Raw genomic sequence first — 20,024 nt, 5'->3', positions numbered from 1 at the left:
GACGACGATGGCACTGTTCGATTATCAGGCCGCCAACGCGCAGGGCCGCATCGAGAAAGGCCAGCTGGACGCCGACAGCCCGCGCGGTGCGCGTCAGCTGCTGCGCGGGCGTGGGCTGACGCCTGTGCAGGTCAGTGCGGCGCGCAGTGCCGGCAGTGGCTGGGGTGCTCGCCGGTTGTCAGCCAGTGAGCTGGCCTGGGCCACGCGCCAGCTGGCCAGCCTGCTGGCCGCCAGCCTGCCGTTGGAAGGTGCCTTGAGTGCGGTGATCGAGCAGGCCGAGCGCCCGCACGTAGCGCAGGCGCTTACTGCCGTGCGTGCGGATGTACGTGCTGGCCAGCGCCTGACCGTGGCACTCGCCGCGCGGCCTCGCGATTTCCCGCCGATCTATCGGGCCCTGGTGGGGGCGGGTGAAGACTCCGGCGACCTCGCGCGAGTGATGGAGCGCCTGGCCGACTACATCGAAGAGCGCAACGCGCTGCAGGCCAAGGTGCTGACCGCCTTCATCTACCCGGCGGCGATCAGCCTGGTGTCGGTGGCGATCGTCATCTTCCTGCTCAGCTACGTGGTGCCGCAGGTGGTGACCGCGTTCGTGCAGGCGCGGCAGACGCTGCCGATGCTGACCCAGGTGATGCTGGCGGCCAGTGCTTTCGTGCGCAGTTGGGGCGTGTGGGCGGGGCTGGGCATCGCTGCGCTGGTGGTGGCATGGCGACTGGCGCTGCGCCGGCCCGAGCTGCGCCTGCGCTGGGACGCGATGCTGCTGCGGCTGCCGATGGTCGGGCGTTTCGTGCTGGGTGTGAACAGTGCGCGCTTCGCCTCGACACTGGCGATCCTGCTGGATGCCGGCGTGCCGCTGCTGCGCGCGTTGGAAGCTGCCCGGCAGACACTGGGCAATGCGTTGCTGGCGCGTTGTGCCGATGACGTGTCCGCGCGCGTACGCGAAGGCGCTGCGCTGGGTGCTGCGTTGAAGGTACAGAAGGTATATCCGCCGATCCTGGTGCATCTGGTGGCCAGTGGCGAGAAGACCGGTTCGCTGGCGCCGCTGCTGGATCGCGCCGCGCAGACCATCTCACGCGAGATCGAGCGTCGCGCGATGGCGCTGACCGCCCTGCTGGAACCGACCATGATCCTGGTGATGGGCGGCGTGGTGCTGACGATCGTGCTGGCGGTGCTGATGCCGATCATGGAAATGAACCAGCTGGTGCAGTGATGCGCAAAGCGCATCACAGGTAGAGTCGACTGTTAGTCGACTAGCGCGCAGCGCGCGTGCTTCGTACTGCTGCTGCGTGTGAAGAGCAGTCGACTAACAGTCGACTCTACCCAGTCGATTCGATCCAGCCGATCCCATCAAATCGATTCGATCCAGTCGATTCCATCGAATCGATCCCATCCAGTCGATCGGACGGCGTCGTTGGAATGTGGCATGGGCCGATTCTCCACACAATCCTCCACACCTTTTTTCGATCTTCCACAGGTTTCTTAAGCGGCCTGTCATCGGTGCGGACCAGCATGGACACGTCGCCGCAGAGTGGGCTGGGAGGCCCTCGGCGGCAGCAGGCGTGTAGTGACCGTTCCTCCCTTGGCGTTTCCCTTCGCAGTAAACCCTTCAGGAGAAGATCATGAACAAGTACAAGACCCTGGCCGCGCTGGTTGCTACCGCGCTGCTGGCCGCTGCTGGTGCCGCTTCGGCCCAGACCGCCGTCACCGGCGGCGGCGCTTCGCTGCCGGCCGACCTGTACAAGGGCCAGGCCGACAGCATCCTGCCGGCCAACTTCAGCTATGCCGTGACCGGTTCGGGCACCGGCAAGAAGGCCTTCCTGGAAAACAATTCGGCGCTGTTCTCCACCACCGGTACCGTGCACTTCGCCGGTAGCGATTCGGTGCTGAACAGCACCGAGCTGAGCACCTACAACAGCACCTACAACGTGTCCGGCGACGCCAACCGCTATGGTGCTCTGGTGCAGATCCCGTCGGTCGCCACCTCGGTCACCATTCCGTTCAACAAGGCTGGTTCGGCGGTTGACCTGTCGGTCACCCAGATCTGCGGCATCTTCTCCGGCAAGATCAACAACTGGAGCCAGCTGGCGGGCCTGGGCCGTACCGGCGCCATCCAGGTCGTCTACCGCGGCGAAAGCAGCGGCACCAGCGAACTGCTGACCCGCTTCCTGACCAGCGCCTGCCAGCCGGCTGACGTGTCGGGTACCAACCTGAAGCTGACCAACGGCGTGCCGGCATTCTCGGTGCAGTCGACCTTCGCCAACCTGTTCACCAGCGTGCCGTCGAACTTCATCGCTGCCCCGGCCACTGGTGGTACCGCGCTGTACAACGCCGTCTATGCCGTTGACGGCCGCGTCGGCTATGTCGGTCCGGACGTGATCCCGAGCCTGACCGATGCCACCAAGATCGCCAAGGTCAAGGGCTTCTCGCCGGATGAAGTGAGTGTGCAGGCCACGCTGGAAACCGCTGCGCCGCCGACCGGTGCCGCCGCCGAGAACCCGGCGAACTGGGTGCCGGTGTTCGGCAACCCGAACGCGGGCTATCCGATTGCCGGGTACACCAACTTCGTGTTCGGCCAGTGCTACAAGAATGGCACTGTGGGCGCCAACGTGCGTGCCTTCCTGGCACGTCACTACGGCAGTGTCGTCGATGCCAGCGGCGTCGAGAAGGGGCCGAACGACGACGCGATCCGCGCGCACAAGTTCATTCCGCTGACCAAGACCTGGCGTGATGCGGTCCGTACCCGCTTCGCCACCGCCAGCAATGCCGGTGCGGTGAACAATCCGAGCACCTGCTCGGGCATCGGTCGTCCGCTGTAACTGCCATTGCTTCTGTAGTTGCAGGAAATGCACAAGGGCGCCGGCAGCAATGCCGGCGCCTTCTGCGTATGTCCGCTGCATGACAGTGATGCGCCTGTCGCCTTCACGCGGTCGCCACCGTCTATGAGGTGCAGGGCGTGCCTGGCGCAGGCCCATCCGTACACACGCCGCGGCCGACGCGGCCCATCAGGTTGACGAGGTCCCCGATGTCCCACCCGCATTCGCCCACCGCCCGTTTCCCTGCTGCCCTGTGGCGCAGCCACCCGATGGCCTGGGCCGTCGCAGTGGCCCTGGGCAGCGTAGTGGCTCCGGCCACTCAGGCCCAACAGGCGTTCAGCCCCGGCTGGTTCGCCGAGCGCGGTGCGGCGCAGGGCGCGGCGGCACAGAGCGGGCGCATGCCCAATGGCGTGCCGATCCAGTTCCAGCTGCCCGCGCAGCAGCAGGATGCGGCACGGCAGAAGCTGCAGCAGTCGATCGACAACCTCGGCACGGCCGCGCAGGCCATCGCCCTGCAGCAGCGCCTGCAGGAGCAGGCACGGCAGGCGCGCCGCGAGGCGGGTTTCGTAGTGGCCGATGGCCTGGGCAAGGATGGCCTGAAGGTCGACGAGAATCCGCTGACCCGAGGCTGGATCAACGCCCGTGAGGCCATCCAGTCGCAGACCGCCGAGGGGCGGGTGCTGGTCAACATCGAGCAGACCGCCGACCAGGCGATCCTGAACTGGGAGACCTTCAACATTGGTGGCAACACCACGCTGAACTTCCTGCAGAACCCCGACTGGGCCGTGTTGAACCGGGTCAATGATCCCGCTGCAAGACCCAGTCAGATTCTCGGCCAGCTGAAGGCCGATGGCACGGTGTTCGTGGCCAACCGCAACGGTGTGGTATTCGGCAACAACAGCCAGGTCAATGTCCGCAATCTGGTCGCGGCGGCGGCGCGCATCAGCGATGCGCAGTTCCGCGAGCAGGGCCTGTACAGTGCCGACGCGAACACCTCGGCGCTGACCGACGCCGTGGGCAAGGTCATGGTCGAACGCGGTGCGCGCATCACCACGCACGAACCGACCACGGCTACACGGGGCGGCGGTTATGTGCTGCTGGCTGGCCACAGCGTGGAAAACGCGGGCCAGATTGAAACCCGCAAGGGACAGGCCCAGCTGGCCGCCGGTGACAGTTTCGTGATCCGTCGCGGCGTGGGAACCGCCCAGAACACCGCGTCCACCACCCGCGGCAATGAGATTGCCCCGCGCTTCGTCGCTGACAGCACGGCGGGCAGTGTTCGCAACAGTGGTCTGATCCAGGCGCGCGAAGGCGATGTCACGCTGGCCGGCCGCACCGTCGAGCAGGCTGGAGTGGCCGTTGCTACCACCACGTTGAACCAGCGCGGTACGGTGCACCTGTTGAACTCGGCGTCCGATGCGGCCGGCAGCGTGACTCTGGCCGCCGGCTCGACCACGGCAGTACTGCTGGAGGACGATGGCAAGAGCACGGCGCTGGACAGCCAGCGCAACGCGCTCATCAAGGAATCGGCCGAGCAGGACAAGCTGCGTGGTTCCAGCAACAGTGGCACCTTCGATAATCTCTCGCGCCTGCAGGACCGCCGCGAGCAATCGCGCATCGAAGTCGTGTCCGGCGGCGATGTGAACTTCCAGGCCGGCTCGCTGGCAGTGGCCACCGGCGGCCAGGTGATCGCCGACGCCAGCCGGCGCAGCTATCTGGATGATGGCGCGCGCGTGGACGTCTCCGGTGCGGTGGGTGTGCAGGTGGCGATGGAAAGCAACAACGTCAAGGTGAAGGTGCAGGGCAACGAGCTGCGCGACTCGCCGGACAATCGTGACAGCGGCAAGCTGATCAGCAGCGAGGTGTGGATCGACCGCCGCCAGTTGACCGAAGTTGCCGCCGGTACCGGTGGCTATGAAGGCACGCGCTGGTATGCCGGCGGCGGCCTGCTGGAAGTGGGTGGCTATCTGGACAATCAGGGGCATTCGATCAGCGAATGGGCAGCGCAGGGCGGCACCATCCAGTTGGCAGGCAAGGAAGTCGTCAGCCACGCCGGTTCGCACATCAATCTGGCCGGTGGCAGCCTGGATGTGCAGTCCGGCGTGGTGCAGCAGAGCTGGCTGCGTGGCCGCGATGGCCAGTTGTACCGCCTTGACGACGCGCCGGCGGAGATGCTGTACGAGGGCCTGTACCAGGGCTATGAAGTGAAGCAGGAACGTTGGGGGGTGACCGAATCGTTCCGCAATCCGCTGGTTGCCCCGGGCCAGCGCTTCGACAATGGCTACACCGTGGGACGCGATGCTGGCCGCCTGTTGATCTCGGCGCCCACGGCCGTCCTGGAGGGCCAGGTGGATACGTTGGCCTTCCAGGGCGCACAGCAGACGCGCCGGCCCGATCAGGGGCAGGAGGGCTATGCGCAGGCACAGACGGCGGTGGCCCGCAACGCCCAGCTGTGGCTCGGGCGTTTTGACAACAGCGGGCGCAGCGCGGTGTTCGACTCGAATGTCCGCATTGGAGCGCTCAAGGCCGATCCCCGGCCGTGGACGCTGCAGGCGCCGGTCGGGGAAGCACAGCGCAATACCGTGTGGTTGGACAGTGAGGTGCTGAGCGCCCAGCGATGGGGGCAGGTGGACCTCGCTTCGGCCGGCCGTATCGACCTCGATGGCACGCTCAGGTTGCAGGAGGGCGGCCGGCTTGGGCTCACCGCAAGCCGCGTCAGCTTCGGTGGAACGGTGCAGATTGCCGGCGGGCAGGTGGAAGCCGGAAATCTGCTTGCGGCGCTTGGCGGGCCCACGGCATTGCTGACGTCCGGACGTGGTGCGGTGGATGTCGCGGCCGGCGCGCGGATCGATCTTGGCGGTGGCTGGAGCAACGCGCTTGCAGCGCCGGAGGGCGGTCCCGCACAGGCGTGGATCGACGGCGGGCAGGTGCGCTTCAACAGCAGCCACGATATCGACGTGGGCCAGGCAGCAGCGATTCTGGTTGATGCCGGCGGTGCGATCGATGCCAACGGCAAGGGGCGCGTCGGCAAGGGCGGCAGCGTCAGTCTGCTCGCGGCCAGCACCGAGGTCGCCACCGACGGCAGCGGCCGGCTGGGCTTCGGCGAGGGCGCGCGCTTCAGCGCGCTCGGCAATGGCAGCGGCAACTTCATATTGGCAACCGGCGGTGCGGTGTCCATCGGCGTGCCTGGCACGGAAGCATCGGCAGCCTCGCTGCGATTGCAGGCAGCGCTGTTCAACAGCGGCTTCGCCGGCTATGACATCGCCGGTCACAACGGTTTGACGGTTGAAGAGGGCACCCCGCTGCAGGTGCAACGACCTGCGCTGCGCTTGGCCGACGGCGCAGCACAGGCTCTGGTCCGCGAGCAGGGCGTGCAGGTCTGGATGCCATCGTTGTACGAGGCCGATCCGAGCAGTGGTCGCGTGGCGCAGCGTGGCGGCGCGAGCCTGACACTGCGCGCGGGGCATCTGCTGTCCACGGCCGACCTGCGCGTTGGCAAGGGGGCCAGGATCGAGGTCGACCCGGGCCAGTCGATCGAACTGTCCAGCGCCGGCAACCTGAGCGTGGCCGGTCATCTGAGGGCAGCCGGCGGCCGCATCCGCCTGGATGAGGCGTTCGATCCATCCGGTGTACGTGGTGATGCACGCCGCGAGCGCCAGTGGACGATCGCCGATGGCGCGCTGCTGGACGTGAGTGGCGATACCGTTTCGCTGCGCGACGCGCGCGGGACGTTGCGCGGGCAGGTGCGCAAGGGCGGAACGATCGAGATCGGGGGCGCGCTGGACTGGGAAGACCAGGACAACGTACGCCACCTGCCACCCGATACCTTCGTGGTGGTGGAGCGTGGGGCGCGCCTGGATGCCTCCGGTGCGTCGGCGCTGCTCGATATCGATGGCAGCGGGCGCACCCGCGTGGACAGCGATGGCGGCAGCATCGTGCTGCGCAGCGGCAATTCCCTGTACCTGCAGGGTGAACTGAACGCAGCGGCCGGCGGCGACGGCGCGCGCGGCGGCACCCTGGGGGTTGCCTTCGGTGGTGGCACCTACGGCAGGACGGCAGACGGCAAGGACGTGCTGGCACCGCGGATGATCTCACTGACCCAGCACGCCGCGCAGACGGCGGACCTGCCTGCACGCCTTGAGTACGGCCATGCGGCACTGTCGGTGGAGCAGATCGAGGCCGGTGGTTTCGATCATCTGGCCCTGTTCGGTGTCATCCGTGCGCAGGGGGATGTCAATCTGCGCATGGACCAGAGCCTGCGCATCCAGGGCTTGAACGAGCGTTACCTCGGCTTCGTCCCGGGTGGCAGCGAGGGCGGCCACCTGCAACTGGCCGCGCCGTATGTCCGCCTTGCGCAGGGCCGCTGGTGGCAACCGGCCGGCGAAGGCACGTTGCGCCCGCTGGAGGCGCCCCTCGACGCCGGCCGGCAGCATCGCCTGGAGGTGGGCGCCGATCTGATCGACCTGCGCGATGTGACCTGGCTGGCGGGCTTTGATCAGGTCGCGCTGCGCAGCCGCGGTGACATCCGCTTGCTGGCCCCGGTCGCCAGCAGTTCGCTGGTCTCCACGCTGGCAAGCCCGGGGTCTATCGACATCAGCGCCGCACGCCTCTACCCGGCAGCCCGGGCCAAGGGACGCATCGTGGCCGGCGTCCCCGACATCGGACCTTCAGGCGAGCCGTTCTGGCAGAACCCCGACGCCGTGCTGCGCATTCATGGCATTGCAGGCGGCGCGCAACCGGCACCGGATTCTGCGTTCGGAAGCCTGGAGCTGGTGGCGGCGACGGTGGTGCAGGGCGGCAATGTGCAGGTGCCGTGGGGCCATGTGCAGCTCGGCGGCCGGAAGTTCAACGCCGATGTCGCCGGCCGCGTCGACCTGCTTGCAGGCAGTGTGACGTCGGTGAGCGGAGCGGGCCTGCAGCTGCCGTTTGGCGGCACCGTGGATGGTGTTGGCTGGCGCCGCAACGGTGCCGACTTCGATGTGCTGGGCCCCGGCTCGAACAACATCCCGATCGGTATCGACATCGTGGCCAACGCCTTCAATGGCGTGGCGGGCAGCGTGCTGGACATGTCCGGCGGCGGCGAGCTGTCCGGCGCTGCATTCGTGGCCGGACGGGGTGGCTCGGTGGACGTCCTGCGGCATGCGCTGGCGGATGCGAACCCGCGCTACCGCTTCAGCGGCAGTGACAATGCGGTCTACGCGATCATGCCGGGACGCTCGGGCACGCAGGCGCCGCAGGCGCTCGCTGACGGCAGCGCCGATCCGCGCGTTGGCCAGCAGATTGTCATCCCTGCCGGGGTTCCAGGCCTACCGGCGGGAACCTACACGCTGCTGCCGGCCAGCTACGCACTGCAGAAGGGCGCATTCCGCGTCGAAGTCGGGGCTGAAAGCGCCGTCGGCAGCCGACAGCCAGTGGCGACCGGCACCGGTTCCTGGCGCGTCAGTGGACACCAGGCGCAGAGCCTGGGGGGTGGAGTCTCATCGCTGCTCACTGATCTGGTGCTGACGCCGGCGGATGTGGTGCGCCGCCATGCCAGCTACAACGAGACCTCCTACAGCGCGTTCGTACAGGGCGTGGCCGAGCGGCGTGGTGAAGCGCTGCGCTGGCGGCCAACGGATGCCGGCAACCTCAACCTGGTGCTGGGTGATGGCGCCGGACGTTCGAGCGTGCCAGCCGCGATCTTCCAGGGCGTGTCACGCTTCAACGCCGGCAGCAATGACGGACGGGGCGGCACGCTTTCGGTCAATCTGCTCGCTTCCAATGAGGCGATGCTGGAGATTGCCACCCAGGGCGTTAGTGCCGGCAGTGGAAGCGGTGCCACCCTCTTCGATTCGGCGCTCAATGCGTTCCGCCCGGAAACGATGCTGATCGGCGGCGTGCTGCGACGTGACGCGACGACGTATTCGCTGGAGGGCAGCGCGCAGCACATCGTGGTGCGCAACGGCGTCACCCTGACGGCGCAGGAAGTGCTGCTGTCGGCTGCGTTCGGGGGCAAGGGGATCCTGGTCGAGCAGGGCGCTTCGATCGATACCTTGGCCGCAGCCGATCCCTCGCGCGTGGCGCAGCCCACGGCGCCCTATCTGGTGTCGGGCGGCCTGCTTGCCGTGTCCAACCAGCGCTTGACGGCGCTCAGTGCGCAGGGCGGCAGTGCCGCCGGTCCGGTGGCGATCGACATCGGCGGATGCGAGGTGGACTGCAGTGGCCAGACCCGGTTGCTGTCGGCAGGCAGCATCAATGTGGTCACCGACGGCGCCTTGAACATTGGCGACGCAGTGAGCTATGGCACGCGCCAGCTCGGCCTGGGCATGTCGGCCCTCAACCTCGGTAGTGCCGAAGCCATTGCGACGGCAGCGGCAGCTGGTGGCCTGCCGGCCGGCATGACCATGAACCAGGAGGTACTGCAGCGATTACTGCGCGGAAACACCGCCACCGGCGCGCCGGCGCTGGAGGCGCTCAGCCTGACCGCGCGCGATGCCATCAATGTGTTCGGCAGCGTGGACCTGGATACGCGTGACAGTGCGACCGGCCGCAGCAGTCTACGCAGTCTGGTGCTGGGTGCCCCTGCCATTCACGGCTACGGCAGCGCTACCGACCGCGCGCGCATCTTCGCCGATACGCTGGTCTGGGACGGTACGCTGGCCGGCACCGCATTGGCCGGCGGTGAGCAGACCCAACCAGCCGGCGAGGCGATGGTGGGCCGGCTTGGCCAAGGGCAGCTGGAGATCAATACGCGGGTGCTGGAGCTGGGGCGTGCGCCCTTCACCCGGTCCAGCTCGACGGTGGCCGCAGATCGCCAGGTGCTCGGCTTCGCCGGCGTAACGCTGGCGGCGTCGGATCGCATGCTGTTCTCCGGCAAGGGCAGCCTGGACGTCTTCCAGCGCCAGGGCGACTACGTGGCAGGCAGCGGCTGGCAGTTGAATGGCGGCGCGCTGGATATCGTCACCCCGCTGCTGACCGGCAACGCGGGTGCGCAGCTGGCCATCCGCAATGGAGGAACGGTGCAGCTGCGCGGTGCTGCGGCGACCACGGGCAGCGATGCGTTGGGTGCAGAGTTGTCGATCACGGCCGAACGGATCGGCATCGACAGCCGCGTGGCGCTGGCGTCCGGCCGGTTCGAAGCCAATGCCCGCCAGGGCATGACGCTTGGCAGCAACGCGGTGCTTGACATGGCCGGCCGCAAGGTCAGCCTGTTCGACGTGGACAAGTACAGCTGGGGCGGCGACGTGGCGCTGACGAGCCGCGAAGGTGACATCGTTGCCGACACCGGGTCGCGTATCGATCTTTCCGCCCGCAACAACCGCGGCGGCCGCCTGACCGTTGCTGCACTGGGCCCGCAGGGCGGCCGTATCGATCTGGCCGGGACCCTGCTGGGCGGCGCCAGCGGTCGCTACGATGCCGGTGGGACCGAAGTGCCCTATGACGGTGGCGAGCTGGTGGTGCGTGCACGCCGGTTGCAGGACTTCTCCGGCCTGAACGCTCGGCTTACCGCCGGTGGCATCACCGGTGGCCGGACCTTCCAGTTGAGTGAAGGCGACCTGGTGATCGGCGATGAGGTGAAGGCCCGAAACGTTGATATCAGCGTCGATGGCGGCAGCCTGCAGGTCAATGGCCGCGTTGATGCCAGTGGCGAACAGGTCGGCAGCATCCGCCTGTCCGCCCGCGACGTGCTGCGTATCGATGGCACATTGGACGCGCATGGCAGCGGCCTGCGCGTGGACAGCTACGGCAAGATCATCGACAGCCCGAACCGGGCCATGATTGAACTGACCTCGGCCAACGGCAGCCTGCAGCTGGGTGCGGCTTCCTCGATGGACCTGCGCGCCGGTACGTCGGTGGCGACCGGTAGCGGCCCGGGCCAGAACGACGGCCGCCCACGCGGCAGCGTCAAGCTCAACGTGCCCCGCGTGGGCAGCAACGATGCAGCAATCGAAGTGGCCAGCGGCATCCGTATTGCCGGCGCCGGCGACCTCCAGGTCAACGCCTTCCGCAGCTACGATTCGGCGCCGCTGGCCAGCGCTCCAGACGTGCACGGCCATCGTCCGCAGGTGATCAACCAGCAATGGCTGGATACGGTGGTGGACCCGGACAACAGCCTGTGGATGAATGCCGCGCTGGCCAACACGGGATTGCAGCAGCGCACCAGCGCCCTGGGCAGCTACCGCCTGCGCCCCGGCGTGCAGCTGGTGGCGCGGAGCAGCAGTGACAATCCGCGTGGCGACCTGGTGGTGGCCGGTGATATCGATCTGTCCGGCTACCGCTATGGACCGCAGTCGAACCGGACTGATCCAGCGCGCCGTGGCTTCGGTGAATCGGCCGCGCTCGTGCTGCGCGCCGAGGGCGATATCAACGTCTACGGCAGCATCAACGACGGTTTCGCACCGCCGCCTGCCAACCCGGATGAGGACGGCTGGGTGCTGCTGGAAGGGCGGAGCGCGGGCTCGCCGAACACCGCATTTGGTGGCGATCTGATCGTGCCCGGCGAGGGCGTCAAGCTCCAGATCGGCACTGAGTTCCGCGCCGGTGCGACACTGAATTACGACCTGCCGTTCCAGGCGCTGACCTTGCCGTCGGGTACGGTGCTGCCGGTGGCCATGACACTTTCCGCAGAGCTCACGCTGCCCGCCGGCAGTGTGCTGGGGGCGGCGGTGACCACCGATGGCGGCCAGGTGCTGGCAGCAGGCACCGTGCTGGCCCAGGCGCTCACCCTTCAGGCAGGCGCACGGCTGGGCGCCGGCTTCCGCCTGCGCAGTCCGGCACCGGTGGCGGCCCAGGTCTGGCCTGCCGGAGTGGCGTTGCCGATGGTGATGCGGCTCTCCGGCGCGCTGGATCTGCACGCCGGTGCCATCATCCCCTCGATGACCAAGGTGGAACTGGCCGGCGACGCTCCGGTGAAGCTGCGGGTGGCCGACGCCAGCGGCCGACAGGGGCGCAATTGGGCGTTGGCCTCGATGTTGCCCGAAGGGACCACGTCATGGGACCTGACTGCGGTGGCTGGTGCAGATACAGCGTCTGCCGATCCGCGCACGCGTCGCTGGGGCAGTGACGGCAGCATCGTGCTCGCCGACAGCCACTACAGCACCATCGGTACAGTGACCACCACGACGGAATGGAAAGGCGATCGTGTCGTCAACCTGGAAGGTTCGCTGTTCTGGTGGGGGGACGACAGTCTGGTCGGCAAGTCGCCCCGGGAGGCGGCTGAAATGCTGGGTGTTGCCGAAGGTGACATCTGTGAACTGGGACCGTTCTGCGGCGCGGCGCCGCGCCTGGTGGACAAGGAGGGTTCGCTGATGTGGTGGGGGGACGAGTCCTGGGTCGGCAGGCCTGCGTCGGAACTTGGCGCCGAGATGGGCATGTCCGAGGAAGATATCTGTGCAGTCACCGGTTACTGCTACGGCGGCGGCACGCTTACCGAAGTCACTACCTACGGCAAGCGCCTGGGCTCGCCGGCCTGGAGCGTGTTGCGTACCGGCAAGGGAGACCTGGCGCTGCTGGCGGCGCAGGACGTGCGCATGAAATCCGGCTTCGGTGTCTACACCGCAGGGACGCCCACCCATCTGGGTGATGGCAGCGATCCGCGCTTCAACGCGGCGCGTGCGCCGAAGCCGGAGAACACCTTGCTGCTTGGTTCGACCCAGGCCTCCGGGGCCTACGACGCGGCCCTCGCCAGCTATCAGGCGTGGTATCCGGACCAGGGCGGCAATCTGCGCATCGAGGCGGGGCGCGACATCATCGGCGATACATGGAGCTTCCGCGCGGAATCGGGCACGGTCCAGCGCGACCAGGCTGGCCACTCAAGCGCAGCGGTGGGCAACTGGTTGTGGCGGCAGGGAACGGGCACCACCGGCGGTGTCGTGCAGACGCCGACCAGTTGGTGGATCAATTTCGGAACCTACAGCACGGTGAGGCCCGAACTGGATGCAACCCCCCGCCTGGTGGGCTTTACCGGGTTAGGGACGTTGGGGGGCGGCAATCTGAGCCTGGACGCAGGCCGCCATATAGGCATGCTGGACAGCATGGGCAACGCGCTGGGATACGAGATCTCGCCGCATTCGAGTGCGCTTTCGGTCGCGGTCGGATCAACCGGGCGCGTGGTCGATGGCCAGTTGCATGTCACCGGCGGTGGTGACATGGCCCTGCGCAGCGGGGGTGCACTGAATCCGGGCCTGCGTGCCAGCAGTCGTGGCAGCACATCGGATCAGCAGGACCTGGACGTCAATGGCGTGGTGACCAATGTTCGTGGCAATACCCGCATCGACGCTGCGCGCATTGGTGGCCTCAGTACAGTCCAGGCCAGCTATGGGCAACTGGGCCTGAAGGATCCGCTGGTGGCCGACAGCCCGGTTGCGATGGCCGGACCGGTGCTGGTGCTGGGCGACTCAACCGCGCAGTTGCAGGCGCGCGGCGACGTGGTGCTGGGTAGTGCCGCCGATCCAGGCCGGGTTCCCGTGGCCAATTTCAACACGATCGTGCTGGATGATGGCAGCCGCGCGTCTGGCACGAGCTGGTTCTCGCTATGGACGCCGCGCACCGCGCTGGACCTGTTCTCCGCCGGCGGGAATCTGTCGCTGGGCCTGGTGGGCACGCAGCATGCGAGCGGCAGCAATCAGGCCAGGGAGGTGGTCGAAATCAACGCCAGCAATGGCGACATCTATCTCAACTACTGGTTGTATCCCTCCCGGTTCACCGCCATTGCAGCCTCGGGCAACATCAATCTCGCCAATCTGCGCAGCGGCAGTGTGCCTGATGCCCAGGACGTCATCCTGCTGGCGCCCTCGGCGTCGGGACGGCTGGAGGTGCTGGCGGGAGGATCGATCCTGGCCGCCAACCGAGCGACACAGATCGCGCGCTCCAGCAGTGATGCCCGCATCCCTGGTCCGTTCGATCCCGGCTTCATCGCGCAGGGGCCCGGAAACGCGGGAACGGTGCGCAGCAATATATCCGTCGATGGGAACGCCGCCAGCCCTGACACCGTGCTGCCGTATTTCGCGTTCGGTCCCAATACCGCGCTTGGTGCGTCGTTGTCGGCTACGCCGACGGCGGTCAGCCGGTTCTATGCCGTGGCCGGCGATATCATCGGGCTGGGCAGCGGCAGCAGGCGGCAGCTCTCGCGCAATGGCCAGAATGGCGGACGTACCGTATTTGACTGGTTTGAGGCGGGCTCGGCGGTACGGCTGCGCGCCGGCCGCGATGTCATCAGCGCCGATGTCACCGCGCTCAACACCCGCGGAACCGATATCAGCGGGATCGAGGCGGGCCGGGACATCATCCGCAGCAATCTGACGGTGGCCGGCCCGGGCAATGTCGAGGTCAGCGCCGGTCGCCAGCTGCGCCAGGAAGAGGCAGGAAGCATCGTCAGCCTGGGCGGCATCGTGCAGGGCGATACGCGCCCGGGCGCAAGCATTGCCTTGACGGCGGGCAATCAGGCCATTGATTTCGATGCACTGCGCACGCGCTACCTGGATCCGGCCAACCTCGCCGATCCCTCGCAATCGTTGGCTGCGCAACCGGGCAAGGCGGTGAAGATCTACGACAAGGAGTTGAGGGAGTGGCTGCAGCAGCGCTTCGGTCTGGCGGTTGGTGGCGCCGAGGCCCTGGCGGCATTCGACCGGCTGCCGAAGGAACAGCAGCGCATCTTCCTGCGCCAGGTCTACTACGCCGAACTGCGTGAAGGTGGGCGCGAGTACAATGATCGGAATGGGCCACGCGTTGGTTCTTACCTGCGCGGCCGCGAGGCCATCGCCACGCTGATGCCGGACAAGGACGCTGCCGGAACGGCCATCGACCGTACCGGCGATATCCTGTTGTACGGAAGCTCCGGCGTGCGTACCGAAGCCGGCGGCAACATCGAGCTGATGGCGCCGGGCGGACAGATCGTGGTGGGTGTGCAGGGCGTGGTGCCGCCGGCCAGTGCCGGGCTGGTGACCCAGGGGCAGGGTGACATCCGGCTGTTCAGCCAGGACAGCGTGCTGCTGGGCCTGTCGCGGGTGATGACAACGTTCGGCGGTGACATCCTGGCCTGGTCGGAGCAGGGTGACATCAATGCCGGCCGTGGTTCGCAGACCACCTTGTTGTACACGCCACCGCGCCGCGTCTATGACGGCTGGGGCAATGTGCTCCTGTCGCCGCAGGCCCCGGCCAGTGGTGCAGGCATCGCAACGTTGAACCCCATTGCCGAAGTGCGGCCGGGCGATGTCGACCTGATCGCGCCGCTGGGCACCATCGATGCGGGCGAAGCTGGCATCCGCGTCTCGGGCAACATCAACCTGGCCGCGCTGCAGGTGCTCAACGCCGCCAACATCCAGGTACAGGGTGAAAGCAAGGGCCTGCCCGTGCTGGCCACGGTGAACGTCAACGCGCTGGCCTCGGCCAGTGCAGCAGCCAACAGCGCCAGCCAGGCGGCACAGGATGTGATGCGCAAGAGCCAGGATGATGCGCGGCGCAACCAGCCATCGGTGATCAGCGTGCAGATCCTCGGTTTCGGCAGCGGCACCAGCAGCATCAACCCGCCGGCGCGTGGCAATACTGCCAACGCTGGCTATGACGCCAACAGTGCCTTCCAGTTCCCGCAGGCAAGTCGCGACGAGGGCACGCAGCGCCGGTAGGCCTCTTGCAACGGTGCCGATCAACAGTCGGCACCAAGGTAGATCCACGCCATGCGTGGATGCGATCGGGCCGGAAGAACGGACAGCATCGGGCCAGCCGCCAAGGAGCGGTGGCGGCCCCAGCCAGGACGGCACGGAGGGCAGGGAACGGCCATCAGCGGTGAGGACCACCGACACAACGCCGCCGGGTGCAGGAGAGTGCCCGGCGGCAGGAGCGGCAGTAGATCCACGCAATGCGTGGATGGCTGGGCCAGCCTCAGTGCCGACCAACGGTCGGCACCCACCAGGGCAGGCCGGGCAGTAGAAGCCGCTCGGCAGTAGATCCACGCCATGCCTGGATGCTTTGCCTGGGAAGAATCCTACAGCTCCAGCACGCGCCGGTAACTCAACGGCCCACGCCCATCACGCAGGCCCAGCCGCAGTTCCAGCCCGGTGGCCGGCAGCACTTCGCCTTCGCTCGGCAACGGCGCCCAGCCGGCACCGGACTGCCATGCCCACACCTCGAACCGCTGTACCTCGCGCGCCACGGCAATGCCCTTCGACAGATCCGGCGCCGGCAGGGGATACCGATCCGTCGCTGCGCCGCTGGCCCGCCAAAGCGTACTTCCCTGCCGCCACCAGCGTACCCGTTGCCAGTGCAGCCCATCGCTGCCGACACTGCGGGTGATCTCCAGCGCGAAGCTCCCATCCGGGTGCCGCTCGCTCACCAGCGACGGCGGTAGCAACCGCTGCGGTTGATCGGCCGGCCGCACTGCGCCATTCATCAACGCATCGTCTGCGCGCATTTCGATATCACGCTGGAACTGCTGCAGCACGCGCAGCGCCGTCGTGGTCTCGGCATCGGCCTGGCGCAGGCGCTGATTGCTGTTGGCCACGCTGTCGAGCGCCCGCCAGCAGATCAGCGCCAGTACGCCCATGATGGTGATCGCAATCATCACCTCGATCAGGGTGAAACCGCGCACGGCGCGCGTCATTGCGCCGCCGTCCATGGCAACTGCATCCGCGCCAGCGACTGCCGGGGTGCATCTTCGGCAACCACACTCAGCTCCAGCTGCGGCTGGCCGTCGCTGCCCGTGCCCAGATGCTGAAGCACCAGGAAGCTGCTGCGCCCCTGCACGCAGCGCTGCCGGTCATCCTGCGGTGCCTGTCCGCTCAGGCGCAGTTCCTGCCAGCGATCCTGCGCACACAACAGTGCCAGGCGACGGTCACGCAGCCGTGACTGATCGTCGGTCGCCACTGCCACCGAGCGCATCACCGCCGCCAGTGCAATCGATACGATCGCCAATGCGATCAGCACTTCGATCAGGGTGAATCCGCGTGCCGCCTGCTTCATTGCACGACCTGCAACTGTCCGCTGCCATCATCACGAAGACGCAGTTTGCGACCATCCAGCGACAAGCCAAGCTCCCAGGCGATACCGATCCACTCCGGGCTCAGCTCAATGGGGTTGGCGGGCTGCACCGCAATGCCGGTTGCCTGCCACTTCTGCGGACGCAGCAGATCATCGTGTTCAACGGTCACCCAACCGCTGCCTTCGCGGCGGCTGAAACGATAGCCGTTGGCGTCGGCCTGCCAACGCAGGGGGCGGCCATCGATGCGCGCCTCATCGCGCGCCACCTGCAGGCGCTGCGCCAACCGCTCGGCTTCCTGTCGCAGCTGCCGGCCCGGGTCGAGCAGGCTGCCCAGGCCCAGCCCGATTCCGGCCGTGCAGATGCCGATGATCACCAGCACCACCATCAGTTCCAGCAGGGTGAAACCACGCTGCACGCGCTGCATCGACGTTGCCTCCTGTCCGTGTCGACACCTGCCAGCGTAGGCCGGCATGATGAAACAAAAGCGTCAGCCACAGCTGCTAGCGTAGGCGGACACGAACGTGGCGGTGGTGCGGAACATGGATGGCAGGCGCTGGGATCGCAATCGCATACTGACGCTGCTGGCGGCAACCCTGCTGCTGGCCGTGGTGGCCTATTGGAGTGTCACCCTGTCTGCCGTGGCGCCAGCGGCCGCGGCCAGCGAGGCGAAGGTCGTGGCGCCGGTACGACCGATGTTCGATGCAGTGGCGAGCCTGCCGCTGGTACGGCTGCTGTCCCCCGGTGCAGTGCAGACCGAGGTGGTGGTGCTGGGCGTGATGGCCGGTGACCATGCGCCATTGGCCCTGCTCTCGGTGGATGGACGCCCGGCGGAAGCGTATGCGCCCGGCCAACGGCTCGGACCCTGCACGGTGCTGGCCAGCATCAGTGCCAGCGCGGTGGAACTGAACCAGGCCGGGCAATCGCGTAGCCTCCCGGTGCCCGAGCTGCCGCCGGTACCGACCGATGGCATCGTGCCCGCGGCACCGTAGAGCCGAGCCTACGCTCGGCTGCGCCTGCGCGGCATCGCCGATGAATGCAAAGACAGCCGAGCATGGGCTCGGCTCTACAAAGGCGCTGGCTCAGCGCGCAGGTCGCTGCGGCACCACCGAGCGCCCGAACGCATCGCCCATGCGCTGTCGTGTGCCTTCCAGGTTGTACTGCATCAGCTGGTTGCCGGGCTGCCGCATCACGCGTTCGGCTTCAGGCAGCGCCGGTGACTTCGCCGATTTCGGCGCCGGGGCCAGTTTGCGTTGCAGGCACTCCCAGGCGGGGATGCGCTCGCCGTTGACCTGTACTTCGATGCACGGCGCGGCGCCTTCCTGCTTCTTCGCCTCGTCGGCGCGAAGCGGGGCCAACACCAGCAGCAACGCAAGGGTGAGGGCAGGGCGCAGCTTCATTATCAATGATTCACGCATCTCGAACTTCCCGCGGCAATCGCCGTTCTGCAATGAAGACGTGTGGCGAAGGCGGGGTCCGCCTGCGTGCGTTGTGGCGCCGTCAGAAGATGACAGTGCTGTCACAAAACTGTTGGCGGTTTTGACGCGACGTGCACGTCCTGTTGGTAGACCCACGCGCCGCTCCCTGGCCACTCCCTTCGATACGACGCGATGCCTTCGATGACTCCTGTTCCGTGCCGAGCCGTCCGCCTTCCGCTGCGCCTGCATCCGCTGGTGCTGGCCCTGGCCGTGATGCCGCTGCCATTGTTCGCGCAGGAGGCGGCACCTGCGCCCAGCGTGAACATCAATGAATACATCGTGCGCGGCAACACCGTGCTCGATCCGCGCCAGATCGAACGCGCGGTGGAACCGTTCCTCGGCCCAGGCAAGACCCTGGCCGATGTCGAAAAGGCGCGCGATGCCATCCATGCGTTGTACCAGCAGGCGGGCTACCAGTCGGTCTACGTGGAGTTGCCCGAGCAGCAGGTCAGCGGTGGCGTGGTACTGCTGAAGGTACAGCAGACACCGATCGGCCAGCTGCGGGTCGTGGGAACGAAGCACGAATCGCCCGAGCGCATCCGCGAGCGCGTGCCGGCGCTGGCGGAAGGCAAGGTGCCGGACTTCGACCAGGCGCAGAAGGAACTGACCGCGCTGAACGAAGGTGGCCGCCGCCAGGTGATGCCGCTGGTACGGGAGGGCCAGGTGCCGGGCACGATGGATGTGGACCTGCAGGTCGAAGAGAAGTCGCCGTGGCGTGCCAGCGCGTCACTCAACAACGACCACAGCGCCGACACCGAGAAGCTGCGCCTGAGTGCGTCGCTGGCCTACGACAACCTGTGGAAGCGGGGGCACAGCGCCAACATCGGCGTGTACCTGGCGCCGGAAGATACAAAGCAGGCCAAGGTGTTCTCGGCCTCGTACGCGATGCCGTTCGAAGGCACGCCGTGGAGCCTGGAAGCCTCCGGCTACAAGTCCGACAGCCGCGTGCTGAACGCGGGCGGGCAGGTCGGTACCGGCACCGGAACCAATGTGGTAGGCAACGGCCATTCGATCGGTCTCAAGCTCAACTATCGACTGGCCGGCAGCAGCCAGTGGTGGCGCCAGCTCAGCCTCGGCGTGGACTTCAAGGACACCGAGGAAGACACGCAGATGGGCAAGGAGAGCCTGAAGACGCCGCTGAAGTACGCGCCGATCACCCTGGGGTTTGTCGGTGTGCGCCAGGGCGAGCAGGATCAGTTGAGCATCAACACCCAGCTGGTGGCCGGTACCCGCCGCCTGTTCGGCTATGGCAGTGACGCCACCGCCTTCGGCCAGAAGCGCTACTGGGCCGATCCGAGTTTCGTCGCCTTCAAGGCCGACGTGGCCAACACCCACACCTTCAGCAGTGACTGGCAGTGGTATGCGCGTGGCGCGCTGCAGGTAACCGATGCGCCACTGGTGTCGGCCGAGCAGTTCGCTGCTGGCGGCATGTACACCGTGCGTGGCTACCTGTCGGCCGAGACGATCGGCGACTACGGCGGCCTGGCCAGCCTGGAATGGCGGACCCCGGCGTGGTCGCTGTGGAGCGGTACCGACCTGCGTGTCTACAGCTTTGCCGACGCGGCCTACCTGCGCCTGCGCCAGCCGCTGCCCGAGCAGCGCGACAAGTACAACCTGGCCTCGGTCGGCCTGGGCGCGCAGCTGCGCCTCGGTGAACACCTGCAACTGCGCCTGGACTACGCCTGGCCTTATGCCGATGGCCCGGTCACGCGCAAGGACGACCCGCGCCTGCATTTCAACATCAGCACCAGCTACTGACCCTTCCCTTGAACATGCGTTCTCCGG

The 20,024-nt window shown here is 67.2% G+C and carries 9 protein-coding genes; 5 read left to right on the top strand and 4 right to left on the bottom strand.

Annotated features, from left to right (window positions below; genetic code table 11):
- Positions 1-7: 7 nt before the first annotated feature.
- The 3 genes from gspF to AC5P65_RS10945 all read left to right on the top strand — a co-directional run bounded on the left by gspF (position 8) and on the right by AC5P65_RS10945 (position 15,412).
- Positions 8-1,207 (top strand): type II secretion system inner membrane protein GspF, encoded by a 1,200-nt coding sequence (gspF, locus tag AC5P65_RS10955; RefSeq protein WP_111098541.1) that lies wholly within the window; start codon positions 8-10, stop codon positions 1,205-1,207.
- Positions 1,208-1,616: 409 nt separating this feature from the next.
- Positions 1,617-2,813: a substrate-binding domain-containing protein gene (locus tag AC5P65_RS10950; protein ID WP_111103349.1), complete on the top strand. Its 1,197-nt coding sequence runs from the start codon at positions 1,617-1,619 to the stop codon at positions 2,811-2,813.
- Positions 2,814-3,019: 206 nt separating this feature from the next.
- Positions 3,020-15,412, top strand: a complete 12,393-nt coding sequence (locus AC5P65_RS10945) for a filamentous hemagglutinin family protein (RefSeq protein ID WP_495215573.1) — start codon at positions 3,020-3,022, stop codon at positions 15,410-15,412.
- Between the two features lie 359 nt (positions 15,413-15,771).
- Here the strand turns inward: AC5P65_RS10945 and AC5P65_RS10940 are convergent, their stop codons facing one another.
- Genes AC5P65_RS10940 through gspH form a run of 3 tightly spaced genes read right to left on the bottom strand, consistent with a single transcriptional unit; the run spans position 15,772 to position 17,188 of the window.
- Positions 15,772-16,386, bottom strand: a complete 615-nt coding sequence (locus tag AC5P65_RS10940; protein ID WP_134729060.1) for a prepilin-type N-terminal cleavage/methylation domain-containing protein — start codon at positions 16,384-16,386, stop codon at positions 15,772-15,774.
- On the bottom strand, positions 16,383-16,745 hold the full coding sequence (gene gspI / locus AC5P65_RS10935) for a type II secretion system minor pseudopilin GspI (protein ID WP_111098538.1): 363 nt from the start codon (positions 16,743-16,745) through the stop codon (positions 16,383-16,385). Before gspI ends, AC5P65_RS10940 begins: the two co-directional genes overlap by 4 nt.
- Complete coding sequence (gene gspH, locus AC5P65_RS10930; protein ID WP_021202279.1) at positions 16,742-17,188, bottom strand: type II secretion system minor pseudopilin GspH; 447 nt, start codon at positions 17,186-17,188, stop codon at positions 16,742-16,744. The genes gspI and gspH overlap by 4 nt, the downstream gene beginning before the upstream one ends.
- Positions 17,189-17,303: 115 nt before the next feature.
- Here gspH and AC5P65_RS10925 point away from each other — a divergent pair, with 115 nt between their 5' ends.
- Entirely contained in the window at positions 17,304-17,753 is a 450-nt protein-coding gene (locus AC5P65_RS10925) for a hypothetical protein (protein WP_495215572.1), read from the top strand.
- Between the two features lie 90 nt (positions 17,754-17,843).
- On the opposite strand, the gene AC5P65_RS10920 is transcribed toward AC5P65_RS10925, so the two are convergent.
- A complete protein-coding gene (locus AC5P65_RS10920) occupies positions 17,844-18,179 on the bottom strand; it encodes a hypothetical protein (protein ID WP_111103330.1) in 336 nt (111 codons plus the stop codon).
- A 201-nt stretch (positions 18,180-18,380) separates the two neighbouring features.
- On the opposite strand from AC5P65_RS10920, the gene AC5P65_RS10915 reads away from it, so the two are divergent.
- Positions 18,381-19,997 carry a ShlB/FhaC/HecB family hemolysin secretion/activation protein gene (locus AC5P65_RS10915; protein ID WP_180832534.1) on the top strand — a complete coding sequence of 539 codons (1,617 nt, stop codon included), beginning with the start codon at positions 18,381-18,383 and terminating at the stop codon, positions 19,995-19,997.
- Positions 19,998-20,024 lie beyond the last annotated feature (27 nt).

The organism is Stenotrophomonas sp. YJH_SMC_48-3 (assembly GCF_059369375.1).
The sequence above is the reverse complement of the archived record's forward strand: the minus strand, read 5'-3'. Positions and strand labels throughout refer to the sequence as shown.